The sequence below is a fragment of the Sulfuricaulis limicola genome, from assembly GCF_002355735.1.
GTDB classification, from domain to species: Bacteria; Pseudomonadota; Gammaproteobacteria; order Acidiferrobacterales; family Sulfurifustaceae; genus Sulfuricaulis; species Sulfuricaulis limicola.
In genome coordinates this window covers 274,318-289,208 of the sequence record NZ_AP014879.1, presented here as the reverse complement: position 1 = coordinate 289,208, position 14,891 = coordinate 274,318, and the positions used below count along the sequence as shown (strand labels likewise).

Genomic DNA, 14,891 nt, shown 5'->3' with positions numbered 1-14,891 from the left:
TCGTCTGACGGCGGCCGGGTCACGCCCGCCGTTGACCGGCGCCCATGAAAACCAAGAAGATAGGGCTATTCACCGGCACACGGGCTCACATTCCATGTCCAGCAAATTTCCCATCGTCGCGGTCACCGGCTCCTCGGGCGCCGGCACCACCACCGTGCAGCAGGCGTTCAAGGATCTTTTCCGCCGTGAGGGCATCTCGGCGGCCTTCGTCGAGGGCGATGCCTTCCTGCTCCACGAACGGGAGGAAAGCAATCGCCTCATCCGGCAGGCGCAGGCCGAGGGGGAAACCCTGACCCTGTTCGGCCCGGAGCTGCACCAGCTGGAGCGGCTCGAAGCTTTATTCAAGGAATACGCCGAGCGCGGCACCGGCCAGGTGCGGCATTACGTGACCGAGGACAACAGTCATGAATTCGGCGGCCTGCCGCCGGGAACCTTCACCCCGTGGCGCCCGGTGCCGGCGGAAACCGACCTGCTGTTTTACGAAGGCCTGCACGGCGGCATGGTGGCGCGCAACTGGACGCGGCGCAAACTGAGCCCGTCGCACAACCCCGTGGTCATCGAGCGCCGCAACGCCGACGACGGCAACAATGGCGTGGACGTGGCCCAGCACGTGGACCTGCTGATCGGGGTGGTGCCGGTGGTGAATCTCGAATGGATCCAGAACATCCACCGCGACACCCGCGTCAAGGGGCATACCCCGGAAGCCGTCATTGATTCAATCCTGCGGCGTCTGCGCGACTACACCCATTACATTACGCCGCAGTTCTCCATCACCGACATCAATTTTCAGCGCGTGCCGGTGGTGGACACCTCCAACCCCTTCATCGCGCGCGACGTGCCAAGCGCGGATGAAAGCGTCGTGGTGATCCGCTTCCGCGAGCCGGGAAAATACTATTTCCCCAATATCCTGAAACGCGTCCACGATTCCTACATGTCGCGCCCCAACACCATGGTCATCCCGGGCGGCAAGATGCGCATGGCGCTGGAAATCGTCTGCACGCCGCTGGTGCACGAGATGCTGGAAAAACGCAACAAAACTGGCAGTTAGCGGGACGCCCGCCGGCCCGTGGCAAAAAATGCGAGACAGGGCGTAAGATATTGTGGCAAATAAAAAGCTCCGGGAAGAGCGCATCGGCGCGGGACAGCCGGCAGGGCCTCGGCCCGACAATAAACAACACATCACTGGAGGAAAACATGATACGCCTTGCAACTTCCATGGCGCTGGCGCTGTGCCTGTCCTTCCTGCCTCACACAGTATCCGCCGCGACTTATTCCATAGGCAGCATGAACATCACTGGCGGCAGCGTCGTTGTTGACGGTTTTCTTCCCGCCCCTGCCGCGTTCAACTACATTGGTCCCAATACCAATCTCGTCGGCGGATATATCGGCTCGGGAGGCGCCAGTCTGCTTGCGTCAGCTTATGACCCCTACGGCATAGCTTCCTTTGATTGGTATGGCTCTCCTGTCAGTCTTTATACGGCGGCGGCGAGTCTCGGCGATACGCTCAGCCCAGCCGGCACGTTCACCGGCGGTCCCGTTCCCAGCGGCACCTTGGACAACGTAGCAGGCACCATTACCCTGGATCTTTCCAGCCTGTTCGGCACGTGGAACGACGGTGATTTCATCACCGGCACCGGCAGAAACGACGGCGTCACCTGGGCCATGGCAACCGGAACATGGAATCCGGTAACACATGCTTACACCCTGTATTGGGACAGTCGCACGATGGGGCAAATAGCGTGCGTTAACCCGGATGAATGCATCAGTCATTGGGTTCTGGAAGGCACAGCAAGTCCGGTGCCGGTGCCGGCGACTTTCTGGCTGTTCGGTTCCGGCTTGCTGGGACTGATCGGCGTACTGCGGCGGCGGAAATCGGAGAATAACTGAGGACAATACGCCTGGACGCGCGCCATCAGTGGCGCGACGGCTCGATGGTCGCGTCCAGATTGAGGTTGTCGCAGAAGCCGGTAAACTCGTCGCGCAGGCGGCCGATGTGCACGCCGGCCGGGATGCTCACGGTCAGGTTGAGCGAGAACATGGCCGTGCCGGTGTGTGCCGCGGGATAGGTCCAGGTGCCCAGCTCCTCGATGTTGATGTCGCGGCTGGCGAAAAAATCCGCGACCTCGTGCACGATGCCGGGGTGGTCCATGGCCACCACGTCCACCGTGTAGGGCACCCGATCCTGCGCGTTCGCGCGCGGCTCGGTGTGTTTCGACACGATGGTCAGCTCGAGCTTTTTCTCCAGCGGCGGCAATTGCCGTTCCAGGCGCGTGATCGCGCCCCAATGGCCGGAAACCATCAGGATCAGGGCGAACTCGCCGCCGAGCACGGTCATGCGGCTGTCCTCGACGTTGCAACCGCTGTCGAGGATGGCCTTGGACAATTCGTGGACGATGCCGGGACGGTCCTTGCCGAGCGCGGAAATGACGAAATATTTTTTCATGGCGGGGCGGGAATCAGGCCTCGATCGGCCAGGTCGGGACCGGATTTTATCGTCAAACATCCCTTCCCAGCCAGCCGGATAAATTCATTCCGTCTGCGCGGGCGCGGCGGGCGCCCGACATCCGCCGTCATCAGCGCGCCTTGCGCCGCCCCAGACTCTCGAGCCACATGTCCACCCGGCCCCACCAGCGTTCGCGCCAGCGGGCATACCACGGACGGCGGCGCCAGTCCTCGTAGCGGCACTCGACGCTGTGGCGGAAGTCCTCTTCGAACATGGACTGCACCGCCTGCGCAAACGCGGCGTCCTCCACTTCCTGATTGGCCTCGAGGTTCCAGCGCAGGTTCCAGCGGTCGAGATTGCTCGAACCGATCGAAACCCAGTCGTCACACAGCACGGTCTTGGCGTGCAGAAACCGCGGCTGGTACTCGAAAATGCGCACCCCGGCCTGCAACAGGCCTTCGTAGAAGCGCCGCCCGGCGTGGCGCACGCCCGGGTGGTCGGTGTGCGCTCCGGGCAGCAGCAACCGCACGTCCACGCCGCGCCGGTCGGCCTGCTCGAGCACGCGCCGCAGCTTGCGCGAGGGCACGAAATAGGCGGTGGCGATCCACAGGCGTTGCTTGGCGCGGCGCGCGCGGCTGTACAGCGAGCGCTTGATCTCCTGGCGCGCCAGGGCGCTGGAGACCGTGACGCGCCCCGGCATGCCGTCAGCCGCGGCCGGCGGTTCGGCCCTGGACAGGGTCAGCGGTTTCGGGGCATGGCGATTCCACGCGCGTCGGAACAGCGCCTGCCAGTCCGCCACCACAGGGCCCTGCACACGCACCGCGGTCTCGCGCCAGCTTCTCCCGGGATGTCCCGGCATGTCGAAGTCATCGGTGATGCCGGTACCGCCGACAAAGGCCAGCTCACCGTCCACCACCATCAATTTGCGGTGATCGCGGAACATGTTGCGCAGGTGTTTGTGAAAACGCAGCGGGTTGTAGAACGCCAGCTCGACGCCGCCTAGCACGAGCCGTTCCCGGTCCGGCCGGGACAGTCCGAGCGCGCCGAAGTCATCGAGCAGGAGCCTCACGGCCACGCCGCGGCCGGCGGCGCGCGTCAGTGCCTCGATGAAGCGCGTGGCCACCACGCCCGACTCGAACAGATAGATTTCCAGCAGCACGTGCCGGCGCGCGCCGTCGATGGCCTCCAGCATGCGCGGAAAAAACCGCTGTCCGTCCACCAGCAGCTCCAGGCGGTTGCCGTGACGCCAGGGAAACAGGTATTTGCGCAGCGGTTTGGCTTTCATGAAGAATCGCGACAGCGTCCGGTCCCGTGTCCGGCGGCGATCTGCTCAGCGGGGGTCCTTCCACTCCCTGACGACCAGCCGGCGGTTGTTTCCCTTCCACAGCGACAGGCACAACAGCCTGCCCTCGGTGTCCACGTCGAGGTCGTAGATCGGCGCGGTTTCCCTGATCCTGCGGAGTCCCGACCGGTCGTAAACAAACAGGAAGCTCTCCCGTTTTTCATAGTCCGGTCCGGTGCTGACCTGGAACAGCACGCGCTCGCCGCGTGCGTGCTCGACGCGCAGGGCAGTCTGCTGGTAGTTCTTCACCGGGAAACGGTAAAGCAGCTCCAGCCTGCCGCCGGCATGCCGCGCCAGCCACGCCTCCTGACCCCAGGCCACGAGCAGGATGATGGCATTGCCCGAGGCGAACGCGCCGCGCAGGCTGTAAATCCATGGCTCGGGGATGTCCACCAGCCGGGTCAGCTGCCGGCTGCCGGCGTCGAGCAGCCATATGTGATTGTCCTGCTTCCAGTAATTCTTCTGCACCACGTATTTCTTTTCGCCGGCCCTGAATCCGTTGGCCAGCGCATTCGCCAGCACCGGCGGCGGCAGGTTGGGAAACGCGGCGGTCAGGTCCGGGGCCGGCGCCTCCTCCGTCTCAGGCATGTCGTCGGCGTGCGAGAACGGTTTTTTGGAGACCAGCTTGCCGGCGGCCACGTCGAAAATCAGGTTGACGCCGTTCACGTCGCCGTCCGAGATCCCGGCCTTGAGCGTGGTGGCGTCGGTCCAGAAAAAACCGGAGACGAAACTCTTGTACACCGCGAATTCGAGTGAGCCCTTGGTGTCGAGCAGGGTGGTGACCTTGAACGTCTTGAGATCGAGCGCCTGGATTTCCGTCAGCTCGGTATTGCCCTGCATGACGACATGGGCGAACGCGAGGTAGCGTGCGTCGGGCGAGAAACGCGGCAGCACGTAATCGCCGTTTTCCAGGGTCGTAAGGATTTTTCCGGAGGCCGGGATGTCAGCGGTGGGCAACAGCGGCAACGCGGAAAACGGGTTCGCCAGCGCCGCCATCGGTAACAGGCCCGCTGCCATGAACACCGAACGCACCCATCGCCCCATGTTCGTTTGTCCCGTCCCCCATCAATGCCGCCACAGGATATACCTCCCGCGTCCGCAAGGGGAGGGTCGGCGCGAAACGGCGTTCAGTGCTGGGTTTCGCTGTCGGCGAGCTGCCGGATCAGGTCCTGCACCGTCTCGGGTTCCATGTCGAACCCGACTTCGGAGTCGGGATTGAGCATGATGCCGTAGCCGCTGCCCATGTTCTGCAGCACCCATTTGAAGGATTCGAGAATGCCGCCGGTGAAACCGGGGTAGTCCACGAGGAAAGGCTTGGCGCGCTCGGGGCTGGAGAACAGCACCAGGATAGGCGTGCCCTCCTCGGCCGACAGCACCAGCGGCTGCGCGCGCGTGGAGCGCTGCACGTTGAGCACCGGCGCCTTTTCGTCCTGCACCGGCATGAACACCTGCGAGCCCATGAGCGTCTGGAGCAGGTCGTCGCTGGTGATGCGGCCTTCCTGCGCCTCGAGGATTTTTGCTTCCAGTTCGTTGCGGGCTTCGGTGGCGGTCATGGCGGGTTCCGGAAAAATGAGCCGCCATGCTCGGGTATCCCGGAGCCGAATGCAACCCTGTGAATGTTGCGGAATTGCGCCGGTTTTTCCGGCCGGGCTCAGCCGACCCTGGGCAGCCTTTGCATCGAGGCGGCCACCGCGGCCGCCGGGTATTCATAGTCTTCCAGCTGGCCGCTGAAGTATTTGTCGTAGGAGGCCATGTCGAAGTGGCCGTGGCCGGAGAGGTTGAACAGGATGGTCTTCGCTTCGCCGGATTTCTTGCACTTCATGGCTTCGTCGATCGCGGCGCGCACCGGATGGCAGGATTCCGGCGCCGGGATGATGCCCTCGGCGCGCGCGAACATGACGCCGGCCTCGAAGGTGGCGAGCTGCGGCACCGCCACCGCCTCGATGAGCTTCTCGTGATACAGCTGCGATACCAGCGGCGAGTCGCCGTGATAGCGCAGACCGCCGGCGTGGATGCCCGGCGGCATGAAGTCATGTCCGAGCGTGTACATCTTCATCAACGGCGTGAGGCCGACCGCGTCGCCGAAGTCGTAGGCGTATTGGCCCTTGGTCAGCGTCGGGCAGGAAGTCGGCTCGACCGCGATGAGACGCACCTTCTTGCCGGCGGCCTTGTCGGCGAAGAACGGAAACGCGATGCCGCCGAAGTTGGAACCGCCGCCGCAGGCAGCCAGCACCACGTCGGGGTATTCACCAATCTTCTCCAGCTGCTTTTTGGCTTCGAGACCGATCACGGTCTGGTGCAGCAGCACGTGGTTGAGCACGGAGCCGAGACTGTAGTTCGTGTCCTTGCGCGAGGCCGCCTCTTCCACCGCCTCGGAGATGGCGATGCCGAGCGAACCCTGGCTGGCCGGGTCGGCGGCGAGAATCTTGCGACCGGATTCGGTCATGTCGGTGGGGCTGGCGAACACCTCCGCGCCCCAGGTCTGCATCATCGAGCGGCGGAACGGTTTCTGCTCGTAGCTCACCTTGACCATGTACACGCGGATTTTCATGCCGAACATCTGTCCGGCCAGCGCCAGCGCCGAGCCCCATTGGCCGGCACCGGTTTCGGTGGTGAGACGCCTGATGCCGGCCTGCTGGTTGTACCAGGCCTGTGGCACGGCGGTGTTGGGCTTGTGCGAACCGGCCGGGCTCACGCCTTCGTACTTGTAATAGATCTTCGCGGGGGTACCCAGCACCTGTTCCAGCCGGTACGCGCGAAACAGCGGGCTCGGGCGCCACAGGCGGTAAATCTCGCGCACCGGCTCCGGGACCGGTATCCAGCGTTCGCCGGACATCTCCTGCTGGATCAGCGCCTCGGGAAAGATCGCGCCCAGCGCCTGCGGCGGGATCGGCTTGCCGTCGGGGCCGAGCGGCGGTGTCGGCGGATTCGGCATGTCGGCGACGACGTTGTACCAGTGGGTCGGAATCTCGGATTCGTCGAGCAGGATTTTTGTCTGAGGCATGTCGTTCTCCCCCAACACCAATGCACAAGAAAATTTCCGCGCCGAGGGTCGGCGCCGGAAGGGCCGGTGATGCATTCAGCCTGGAAGAGGATACCGCGCGATCGTCCGGCTTGCTTGATCTGGGTCAAACACCGGGACCGGGTCGGTGGTCGGGCTACATGCCGCTCAGATAGGCCTTGGCTTCCTCGCCCGGATTGGGCAGGCCCGCGACGCGCCAGGCACCGAGACAGGAGTGAAACAGGTCATGTATCCAGTGCCGGTCCTTGCCGTGGCTGCGGCAGACGTGACTCATGGCGGGGGCCACACCGAACTTCGCGTAATGATCCCGCAGCGAACGGATGATTTCCCAGTGATCGTCCGTGAGCTGGCCGATGCCATCGTGCCACGCGATTTGCTGCGCGACGGTTTCGTTCCACTGCGCGGGGTTCCGCAACAAACCGTCCTCGTCGAATTCGACTTCCAGCCGTTCCTGTACCTGGGGCATGTGCGCCTCCTTTCCGGTTTTCCGGAGGATGGGGTTTCATACAAATTCATTATGCGCCCGATTCCGGAAAGGCGTGCGGATACTGATACAACCGGTGTGGGATTCAGTGGCTGGTGCCCGCCGAACGGGTGATCTTGTTGTAAACGTTGTACTTGCCCGAGGGTTTTTTCATCGGCAGGCGTTTCACTTCCTTGAAGGTCGCGGCGTCGTACACCACCAGCGCGCCGTCCATTTCCCAGATACTCACCAGCGCGTATTTGCCGTCGCGCGTGAATTCGGTGTGCGCCGCGGTCTTGCCGGGTGAGGGCCGGAGGGTTTTAACGACTTCCAGCTTGTTCTTGTCGATGATCTCGAGCGCTTCCTTGTTCGGGCTGAACATGGAATCGGCCCAGGCATAGGGCGTGTTTTCGTGGGAACGCATGAAAAAACCCGGACCAAGGGTCTTGATGTTCTTTATAGTCTTCCAGGTCTTCATGTCGATGACGGTGATCGTGCCTTCCTTGAGATTGGGCGTGGCCAGCACCGGGGTCCCCTTGTAATCCCAGGTGATGCCCGATCCCAGATGCGGCAGGCCGGGCAAATCCACGTCGGCGATCTTGCGGCCCACGATCAGGCTCACCACCTGGCCGTTCTTGCCGTTGCGCGCGGCGCCGATCAGGTGCTCGTACGACTGGTCGAAGAAAAAATCGTCGAGATAATCATCAAGCCGGATGCGGCGTACCGGGAACGGTCCTTTCTCGGCGATCGCCTCGCCCAGGCGGTAGTCGTGCACCAGCCCCGGATAGACCGGTTCGGCCTTGTCGTCGTAAGGAATCTCCCACACCTCGGGAATGTCCTTGAGCGCGGCGATGAAGCTCTTGCGCGGCGCGGCGTCGTAGACTGCACTGACGCGCGAGCTTTTGCCGGCGTCGTCCCGCACCGGGATGATCTTGAGCGGCGTCAGGTCCGCGGCATCCAGCACCACCAGGGTATGCGGCAGGTAATTGCCCGCGATCACGAAGCGGCCGTCGCCGGAGACGGCGATGTTGCGCATGTTGATGCCGGCGCGGATCTCGGCAACGTATTTCAGGTTGTAGATATCGAACTTGCTGACCCAGCCGTCGCGCGAACCGAAATAGACGAAGCGCCCGTCGGGCGAGAATTTCGGCCCGCCGTGCAGCGCGAAACGCGTCGGGAACCGGATAATTGGCTCGAATTTGTCGCCGTCGAGCAGGGTCGCGTGGTGATCGCCGAGCTCGACCACGATGAAGAGATTGAGCGGGTCGGCCTTGAACACCGGCTTGTCCGGCAGGCTCCCGGGCTTGTGATGGATAACCTGCGAGGCACGCATGTCCACCAGTTCCCAGATCGGTGTCTGCGCCGGTGGCGTGTAGATGAAATCCGCCAGCGCCTTGATCTGCGCATCCGAAAGCTTGTCGCGGAATGGCGGCATTTGCGTCAGCGCGCGCCCATCCTTGATGACGGCCTGCGCCTCCTCGCGCTTCAACCTCCCCAGATTCTCCGGCAGCAGCGCCGGACCCATACCGCCCAGGCGGGCCGCGCCGTGGCAGGAGGCGCAATGATCGGCATAGGATTTGGCCAGCGGCGTTGCCTCATCTGCCGTGGCGGCTTGCAAGAAAAACAAAAGGGCAGGAATGATGAATAACCAGGCGTGGCGCTTCATGGTCATGATTGGTTTGGCATGCTTTGGCATCTTTTGGCCATTATGACAAAAGGCGGTGCGTCATTTAATTGCTGCGATTTCCGGACTGATTGAGCGTGCTGTCGCCGGCATGACATAAAATCATCTTTTCCAAATTACCCAGCGCCAGAGCCAATAAATTCACCATGGGGGCGGCCGCCGGACGACGGCAAAACCTCGCGGAATTCCCGTGAATTATACGCAGGTTGGGAAAATATGTGAGAATATCGTTTAAGTGTCCAGCCTGTTAAATGTTCCCAAAGCGGTACTACCTGAATCCCTGCGGCGGTATGTGCGTGTGCGGCATCGCGATTTTGTTTTCTGGCGCGCCATAACAAAATTTTCACGAAATCCACTGGGTGTTATCGCAGCACCGGGCACAGTAATTTCCGATTTAATCTACGGCTGGGGCAACGAAGGCTGGTCTGCTTCAAATGAATATTTGTTAAGTTGTCTGCAACTCGCGTGTGCCTCTCATGGGCCTATTTTGGAATGCGGCTCAGGATTAACGACAATTCTGCTTGGAGTGATCGCACAGAGCACAGGAAATACTGTTTGGGCACTCGAGCATGATCAACTGTGGTACAAAAGGGTAAACAGATATATCAGGAGATTTAAAATTCTCTCGGTACGTTTGTGTTTCAGCCCGCTGAAGGATTTCGGGGATTTTTCCTGGTATTCCGCTCCTTTGGAGCAGATGCCTGACAAGTTTGTCATGGTGGTATGCGACGGCCCTCCGGGTCACACGCGCGGAGGAAGATATGGTTTGTTGCCCGTCATGAAGCAAAGGCTCAAGCCGGGCGCCACCATATTGCTCGACGACGCCGGAAGAGAGCAGGAGAAGGCGATAGCGATCCGCTGGGCAGACGAACTCGGTACCACTTACCGCACGCTTGGTTTCAAGAAGCCCTTTATTCAAATCACCATTCCGGCATTTTTTGAAAAATCTCCAACGCAGGGAGCGCATTCCAGTCCGGCCCTGTGGCAGCTACACGACGGGACCGGGCATCGCCCGGGTTCGCGATACACCAGAAAGACATAGTATTTTTGAATTAATCGGAGGCTCGCTGAACGAATCAGCGATGCCGTGGACATGTATTACTTTGCAGAGGTCACCGGAATGCGGCTATACGGCCTGTTCCGCAGACGCTCCCCAAGCCCTTCGACGCCGATTTCCTCGTCGGTGAGATAGCAGGCCGGGTCCTCGGCCCAGGGATCGTTGGTGAGCTGGTGCGCGCGCACGCGCGTGTTGCCGCCGCAAACGTCGAAGTACCGACACGCGCCGCAGCGGCCCTTGATGGAACGCGGGCTGGCCTTGAGCCCGGCCATGAGCGGGTCGGAGGTGTCCTGCCAGATCTGCGAGAACGGCCGTTCTTTCACGCTGCCCAGACTGTAATGCCACCAGAAGGTGTCGGGATGGACGTTGCCGAGGTTGTCGATATTGGCGATGTTCACGCCCGAGGAATTGCCGCCCCACTGCGCCAGCTTGGCGCGCATGTGATCTTCCAGATGCGGGAAATGCCGGCGTACCCAGAACAACAGGTAAACGCCGTCGGCGTCGTTGTTGCCGGTGACGAATTCCTTGTGCAGGCCGCGCTGCGTGTAGTCCCGGCAACGGTCGAACAGCAGGTCCATGGCCCAGCGCGTGGTTTTGAGGATCACGTCGTCCTTGCGGTTGATGTTGCCGCGGCCGGCGTAATTGAGATGCGACAGGTAAAACTTGTCGATGCCTTCGGCCTCCATGAGATTCAACAGATCGGGAAGTTCGCTGGCGTTGTCCTGGGTCATGGTGAAGCGCATGCCGACCTTGATGCCCTTTTGATGGCACAGCCGGATCGCCTTCATCGAGGCGTCGTAGGCGCCTTCGAGACGGCGGAAACGGTCGTGGGTCTCGCGCAGGCCGTCGATGCTGATGCCGACGTAGTCGTAGCCGATTTCCGCGATGCGATCGATGTTGGATTCGTCGATCAGCGTGCCGTTGGTGGACAGGCCGACGTAAAAGCCCATCTGTTTGGCGCGCCGTGAGATATCGAAGATATCCGGACGCATCAGCGGCTCGCCGCCCGAGAGGATCAGCACCGGCACACGGAAGCCCTTGAGATCGTCCATGACCTTGAACACTTCGGCGGTCGACAGCTCGCCGGGGAAATCGGTATCGGCCGAGATCGAATAACAGTGCTTGCAGGTCAGGTTGCAACGGCGGATCAGGTTCCAGATCACCACCGGCCCGGGCGGATTGCGCTTCGGCCCGAGCGGCGTCGGGCTGAGGATTTCCTGCATGTATTGCGATATCCGGAACATCTTGCCTCACTCGGCTTAATGTAGGTTGGGTTGAGGCGTATTGCGCCGAAACCCAACTATTTGCGCCCATGTTGGGCTTCGCTGCGCTCAGCCCAACCTACGAAATTCTCAAACCCGTCTTTTTCAGAATACGCGTGCTGTACAGCACCGTATGGCCATGATCGGCCGCGCCCAGCAGCTCCGCGATCTGCGCCACCTTGGCTTCCACTTCCGGGCGATCACGCCCGTGCACCATGGCGAAAAGATTATACGGCCAGCCGGGCAGATGCCGCGGGCGATGGTAGCAGTGGCTGACGAAATCGAGCGCGCCGATTTTCTGCCCCAGCTCGCGGATGCGTTCATCCGGGACGTTCCACACCGACATGCCATTGGCCTTGTAACCCAGCAGATAGTGATTCGGCACCGCGCCGATGCGGCGGATCACGCCGCTGTCGAGCATGCATTGCAGGCGCGCCATCACTTCCCCGGCGCTGACGCCCAGCTGTTCCGCAATCGCATGATACGGCCGGCTCACGCGCGGCAGGCCTTCCTGCGTCGCGACGATGATGCGGCGGTCGAGCGCGTCGAGCGCCGGTGCCGTATCCGCCGGCTGTCCGCGCAAGGCGGTGGCGGCGCTCATGCCTCGAACCTCAGGCCGACGAAAAATTCCTCCAGCTTGGGCATGTTGTACACGCGATAACCGGTGGCCTTTTCGATCTCGCCGATGACCTCGTTGATACGCTGCGGCGTCTCGGTCGCCAGCACGAACCACATGTTGAATTCATGCTCGCGCGCGTAGTTGTGCGCCACTTCGGGAAAACCGTTCACGATCCCGGCCACGCGCTCGAATTCATCGGCCGGAATTTTCATGGCCGCGAGCGTGAGCGCCCCGCCCAGGCGCTCGGCGTGATACATCGGGGCGAAGCGGGTAAGCGCGCCCTTTTCCAGCAGGTCATCGAGGCGCCGGATCAGCTCGTCCTCGGTCAGGCCGAGCCTGGCCGCGGCCTCGGCATACGGGCGTTCGCTGAGCGGAAAACCGCCCTGGAGATCGTTGATGATGTCGCGGTCGGTGGTATCCATTATCGCGTCCCCGCGCCGGCCGGCATCGCATACAGCGCGCCGCGCTGCTTGAAACGCCGGCGGCTGAACAGCACCTCATGCGGCAGACTTTGCAGGCCGCAGTGATTGACCATCCACTCGAGATGCGCCAGCACCTCCTCGCGGCTCTTGCCGTGGATCATGCAATAGAGGTTGTAGCGCCACTGCGGCAGATGCCGCGGGCGCCGGTAGCAGAGCGTGATGAAATCGAAACCGGCGAGGCAGTGTCCGAGCCCGGTCACCTGTTCGTCCGGCACGTCCCACACCACCATGGCGTTGGCGGAATAACCGAGCTCGTGATGCCGCACCACCACGCCGAAACGGCGGATCACGCCGGCTTCCTTCAGGTATGCCAAACGCGCCACCACTTCTGCCTCGGAGATGCCCAGTCCGGCCGCAATCCCGGCATACGGCCGCGGGGTCAGCGGCAATCCGTGCTGGATCGCCGCCAGCAGACGCCGGTCGGCTTCGTCCACCGGGGGCCGCTGTAGCGTTGCCGCGGAATGTTTGATGACGTTCAGTTCCGGCATGGCAGATTTCGCACGAATCCCTGCCTCGCTGTGCTCGTTCGTACTGCCGTGAGATTTTGCACTCATTCGCCTCGTCATATTCTTAACTCAAATCCCAAATCTATGTGGTAATCCTCCACCAGCGGGAAGGACAAGACCTCGTAACCGCAGCGGCCGGCGATTTCGTCCAGCACCGCGGTCAGGTGCTCCACGTCCGGCGCGGTCGCCACGAACCACAGGTTCAGGCGGTGCTCGCGCTCGTAATTGTGATTCACCTCGGTATAGCCGTTGACGATGGCGGCGACCGCCTCCAGTTCCTCCGGCGGCACCGCCATGGCCGCGAGCGTGCTGACCCCCACCGTGTTCGGCCGCACCACTGCACCCACGCGGCTGATGGCGCCGGCCTGTTTCAGTTCGCGCAAGCGCGCCAGCACCTCTTCCTCGTTCACACCAAGAGTGCGCGCCATGTCCGCATACGGCGTGGCGGACAGCGGGAAATCCTGCTGAAAATCGTTGAGCAGGTGGCGGTCGAGTTCGGTGAGTTCCGGCCTCATTGGGAAATCCGGTGTGCGCGCGGAGTGAAGAAAATCCCGCTCGGCTTGTCGGCGGGCAAGGAGGCCACGCGCTCAAACGTGCCGGTGTCGTACACGTCCACGCGGTTCTCGTCGCGCACCGACATCCACACCTGTTCGCCGCGCGGGGTGAATTCCATGTGCAGCACGGCTTTTCCGGGCTTGAGCGTGCGAATCACCGCGAGCGACAGCGTGTCGATCACCTGTATCGTGTCGTTGTGCGGCGGCGCGAAATTCACCCACACCTGGCGCCCGTCGGGACGCGCCACCACGAACACCGGCTGGCCGGCCACGGCGACGCGCCCCGCCTCTTTCCAGTCTTTCTGGTCGATCACCAGCACCTCGGATCTGCCCACCGCCGGCACGTAGGCGTTGCCGCCGGCCTGCGCCCAGTAGTCCATGTGCGGCATCTTGAAGACCGGCAAGGGTTCCTGCCCGCGTCCGTAACCTTCCAGCACGCGGCGCACGCCCTTGTCCGGCTGCCACAGGTCGAGCAGCGCGAGGCCGTCTTCGCCAAAGAGTCCGGCGATATAAAAACGTCCGTCGGGCGTGACCGTGCCGTCGTAGGGCAGCTTGCCGATATGGGTGAATTTACGCAGCTGCGGCTGGCGCGGGTCGTGCATGTCCGCGATCCAGATTTCGCCGGCGTCATAGAGCGAGAACACGAAGCACTCGCCCGGCGCATCCACCAGCCCCACCACCTTGGAACGGCGCTGGCTGTCGCCCGAACCGGCCGGAATGTCGGCCAGCAGTTCGAGCGTGTCGGCGGTGAATATCTTTACCCCGCCCGGCTCGTAATTGGAAACCGCGATCAGACGCCCGTCCTGCGAGATAGCCCCGCCGATGGCGTTGCCCGCCTGCACGATGCGCTTGTCGATGCGCCCGCGCAGCAGGTCCACTTTGGTCAGGCCACCGTCGCGCCCGAAGACATAGGCGTAGCGCGCGTCGCGCGAATACACCAGCGAGGCGTGCGACAGGTCGCCCAACCCCGCAATTTGCGCCAGACGCGTGCGCGTCGTGGTTTCCACTATCTGCACGCTGCCGGCGGCGCGCTCGATGATGACGCCGAGGTCGCCAGTGCCACGCGGGGTGGCACAGGCCGAAACCAGTAAAACGAGGAATGAAACGAGAAGAACCTTAAGGCGCATCGGCCGTGCCCTCGAGCAAAACCTGCACCAGCCAGTCTGCTTCCGGCGCACTCATGAAACTTTTCCATGGCGGCATCGGTGTTCCCGGCCGGCCATGCAGAATGACTTCGCGCAACATGATGGGGGCCTTTCCGTTCAGCGCCTCCCGGGTCAGGGCCGGTCCGAGCCCGCCCTTGAGCGTCAACCCGTGACACGAGCCACAGTCCTGCACCAGCAGGTGCATCAGTTCGGCCTGGCGTGACGCGGAGATTTCGGCGCAAGCCGTGCCTGACCACAGCGCGCTCAGCGCCGCGAGAATGATGCCGGTCTTATGCCTGGGCCTGCGCATGC

Annotated in this window: 17 protein-coding genes; 3 read left to right on the top strand and 14 right to left on the bottom strand. The window is 62.5% G+C overall.

What is annotated here, in order from left to right:
• The first annotated feature begins 94 nt into the window (after positions 1-94).
• Positions 95-1,048, top strand: coding sequence for a phosphoribulokinase (locus SCL_RS01385; protein ID WP_096359279.1), 954 nt, complete (start codon positions 95-97; stop codon positions 1,046-1,048).
• Between the two features lie 146 nt (positions 1,049-1,194).
• On the top strand, positions 1,195-1,887 hold the full coding sequence (locus SCL_RS01380) for a PEP-CTERM sorting domain-containing protein (RefSeq protein WP_148664943.1): 693 nt from the start codon (positions 1,195-1,197) through the stop codon (positions 1,885-1,887).
• Between the two features lie 25 nt (positions 1,888-1,912).
• Here SCL_RS01380 and SCL_RS01375 read toward each other — a convergent pair whose 3' ends face one another.
• The 7 genes from SCL_RS01375 to SCL_RS01345 form a co-directional block, all read right to left on the bottom strand.
• Positions 1,913-2,443 carry a glycine cleavage system transcriptional repressor gene (locus tag SCL_RS01375; RefSeq protein WP_096359275.1) on the bottom strand — a complete coding sequence of 177 codons (531 nt, stop codon included), beginning with the start codon at positions 2,441-2,443 and terminating at the stop codon, positions 1,913-1,915.
• A 130-nt stretch (positions 2,444-2,573) separates the two neighbouring features.
• The gene (locus SCL_RS01370; protein ID WP_096359272.1) at positions 2,574-3,728 is read right to left on the bottom strand and encodes a phospholipase D-like domain-containing protein; all 1,155 of its coding nucleotides are present in this window, start codon (positions 3,726-3,728) and stop codon (positions 2,574-2,576) included.
• A gap of 45 nt (positions 3,729-3,773) precedes the next feature.
• The gene (locus SCL_RS01365) at positions 3,774-4,829 is read right to left on the bottom strand and encodes a hypothetical protein (protein WP_096359270.1); all 1,056 of its coding nucleotides are present in this window, start codon (positions 4,827-4,829) and stop codon (positions 3,774-3,776) included.
• Between the two features lie 83 nt (positions 4,830-4,912).
• Entirely contained in the window at positions 4,913-5,338 is a 426-nt protein-coding gene (locus SCL_RS01360; RefSeq protein ID WP_096359268.1) for an SseB family protein, read from the bottom strand.
• 98 nt (positions 5,339-5,436) lie between these two features.
• Positions 5,437-6,789 carry a TrpB-like pyridoxal phosphate-dependent enzyme gene (locus tag SCL_RS01355; protein WP_096359266.1) on the bottom strand — a complete coding sequence of 451 codons (1,353 nt, stop codon included), beginning with the start codon at positions 6,787-6,789 and terminating at the stop codon, positions 5,437-5,439.
• A gap of 154 nt (positions 6,790-6,943) precedes the next feature.
• Positions 6,944-7,273, bottom strand: coding sequence for a TusE/DsrC/DsvC family sulfur relay protein (locus SCL_RS01350; protein ID WP_096359264.1), 330 nt, complete (start codon positions 7,271-7,273; stop codon positions 6,944-6,946).
• Between the two features lie 103 nt (positions 7,274-7,376).
• Positions 7,377-8,936 carry a cytochrome D1 domain-containing protein gene (locus SCL_RS01345; protein WP_096361789.1) on the bottom strand — a complete coding sequence of 520 codons (1,560 nt, stop codon included), beginning with the start codon at positions 8,934-8,936 and terminating at the stop codon, positions 7,377-7,379.
• 253 nt (positions 8,937-9,189) lie between these two features.
• Here SCL_RS01345 and SCL_RS01340 point away from each other — a divergent pair, with 253 nt between their 5' ends.
• The gene (locus SCL_RS01340; protein ID WP_096359262.1) at positions 9,190-9,996 is read left to right on the top strand and encodes an O-methyltransferase; all 807 of its coding nucleotides are present in this window, start codon (positions 9,190-9,192) and stop codon (positions 9,994-9,996) included.
• A gap of 56 nt (positions 9,997-10,052) precedes the next feature.
• Here the strand turns inward: SCL_RS01340 and nirJ are convergent, their stop codons facing one another.
• The 7 genes from nirJ to SCL_RS01310 form a co-directional block, all read right to left on the bottom strand.
• Positions 10,053-11,255: a heme d1 biosynthesis radical SAM protein NirJ gene (nirJ, locus tag SCL_RS01335; protein ID WP_096359260.1), complete on the bottom strand. Its 1,203-nt coding sequence runs from the start codon at positions 11,253-11,255 to the stop codon at positions 10,053-10,055.
• Positions 11,256-11,352: 97 nt separating this feature from the next.
• Positions 11,353-11,874 (bottom strand): siroheme decarboxylase subunit beta, encoded by a 522-nt coding sequence (gene ahbB / locus SCL_RS01330; RefSeq protein WP_096359258.1) that lies wholly within the window; start codon positions 11,872-11,874, stop codon positions 11,353-11,355.
• A complete protein-coding gene (locus tag SCL_RS01325) occupies positions 11,871-12,314 on the bottom strand; it encodes an Lrp/AsnC family transcriptional regulator (protein WP_096359256.1) in 444 nt (147 codons plus the stop codon). Before SCL_RS01325 ends, ahbB (SCL_RS01330) begins: the two co-directional genes overlap by 4 nt.
• On the bottom strand, positions 12,314-12,928 hold the full coding sequence (ahbB, locus tag SCL_RS13905; protein WP_197702668.1) for a siroheme decarboxylase subunit beta: 615 nt from the start codon (positions 12,926-12,928) through the stop codon (positions 12,314-12,316). Before ahbB (SCL_RS13905) ends, SCL_RS01325 begins: the two co-directional genes overlap by 1 nt.
• Before the next feature lie 8 nt (positions 12,929-12,936).
• Positions 12,937-13,395 carry an Lrp/AsnC family transcriptional regulator gene (locus SCL_RS13900; protein WP_148664942.1) on the bottom strand — a complete coding sequence of 153 codons (459 nt, stop codon included), beginning with the start codon at positions 13,393-13,395 and terminating at the stop codon, positions 12,937-12,939.
• Complete coding sequence (locus SCL_RS01315) at positions 13,392-14,561, bottom strand: cytochrome D1 domain-containing protein (RefSeq protein WP_096359255.1); 1,170 nt, start codon at positions 14,559-14,561, stop codon at positions 13,392-13,394. Before SCL_RS01315 ends, SCL_RS13900 begins: the two co-directional genes overlap by 4 nt.
• On the bottom strand, positions 14,551-14,889 hold the full coding sequence (locus SCL_RS01310) for a c-type cytochrome (RefSeq protein ID WP_096359254.1): 339 nt from the start codon (positions 14,887-14,889) through the stop codon (positions 14,551-14,553). Before SCL_RS01310 ends, SCL_RS01315 begins: the two co-directional genes overlap by 11 nt.
• Positions 14,890-14,891 lie beyond the last annotated feature (2 nt).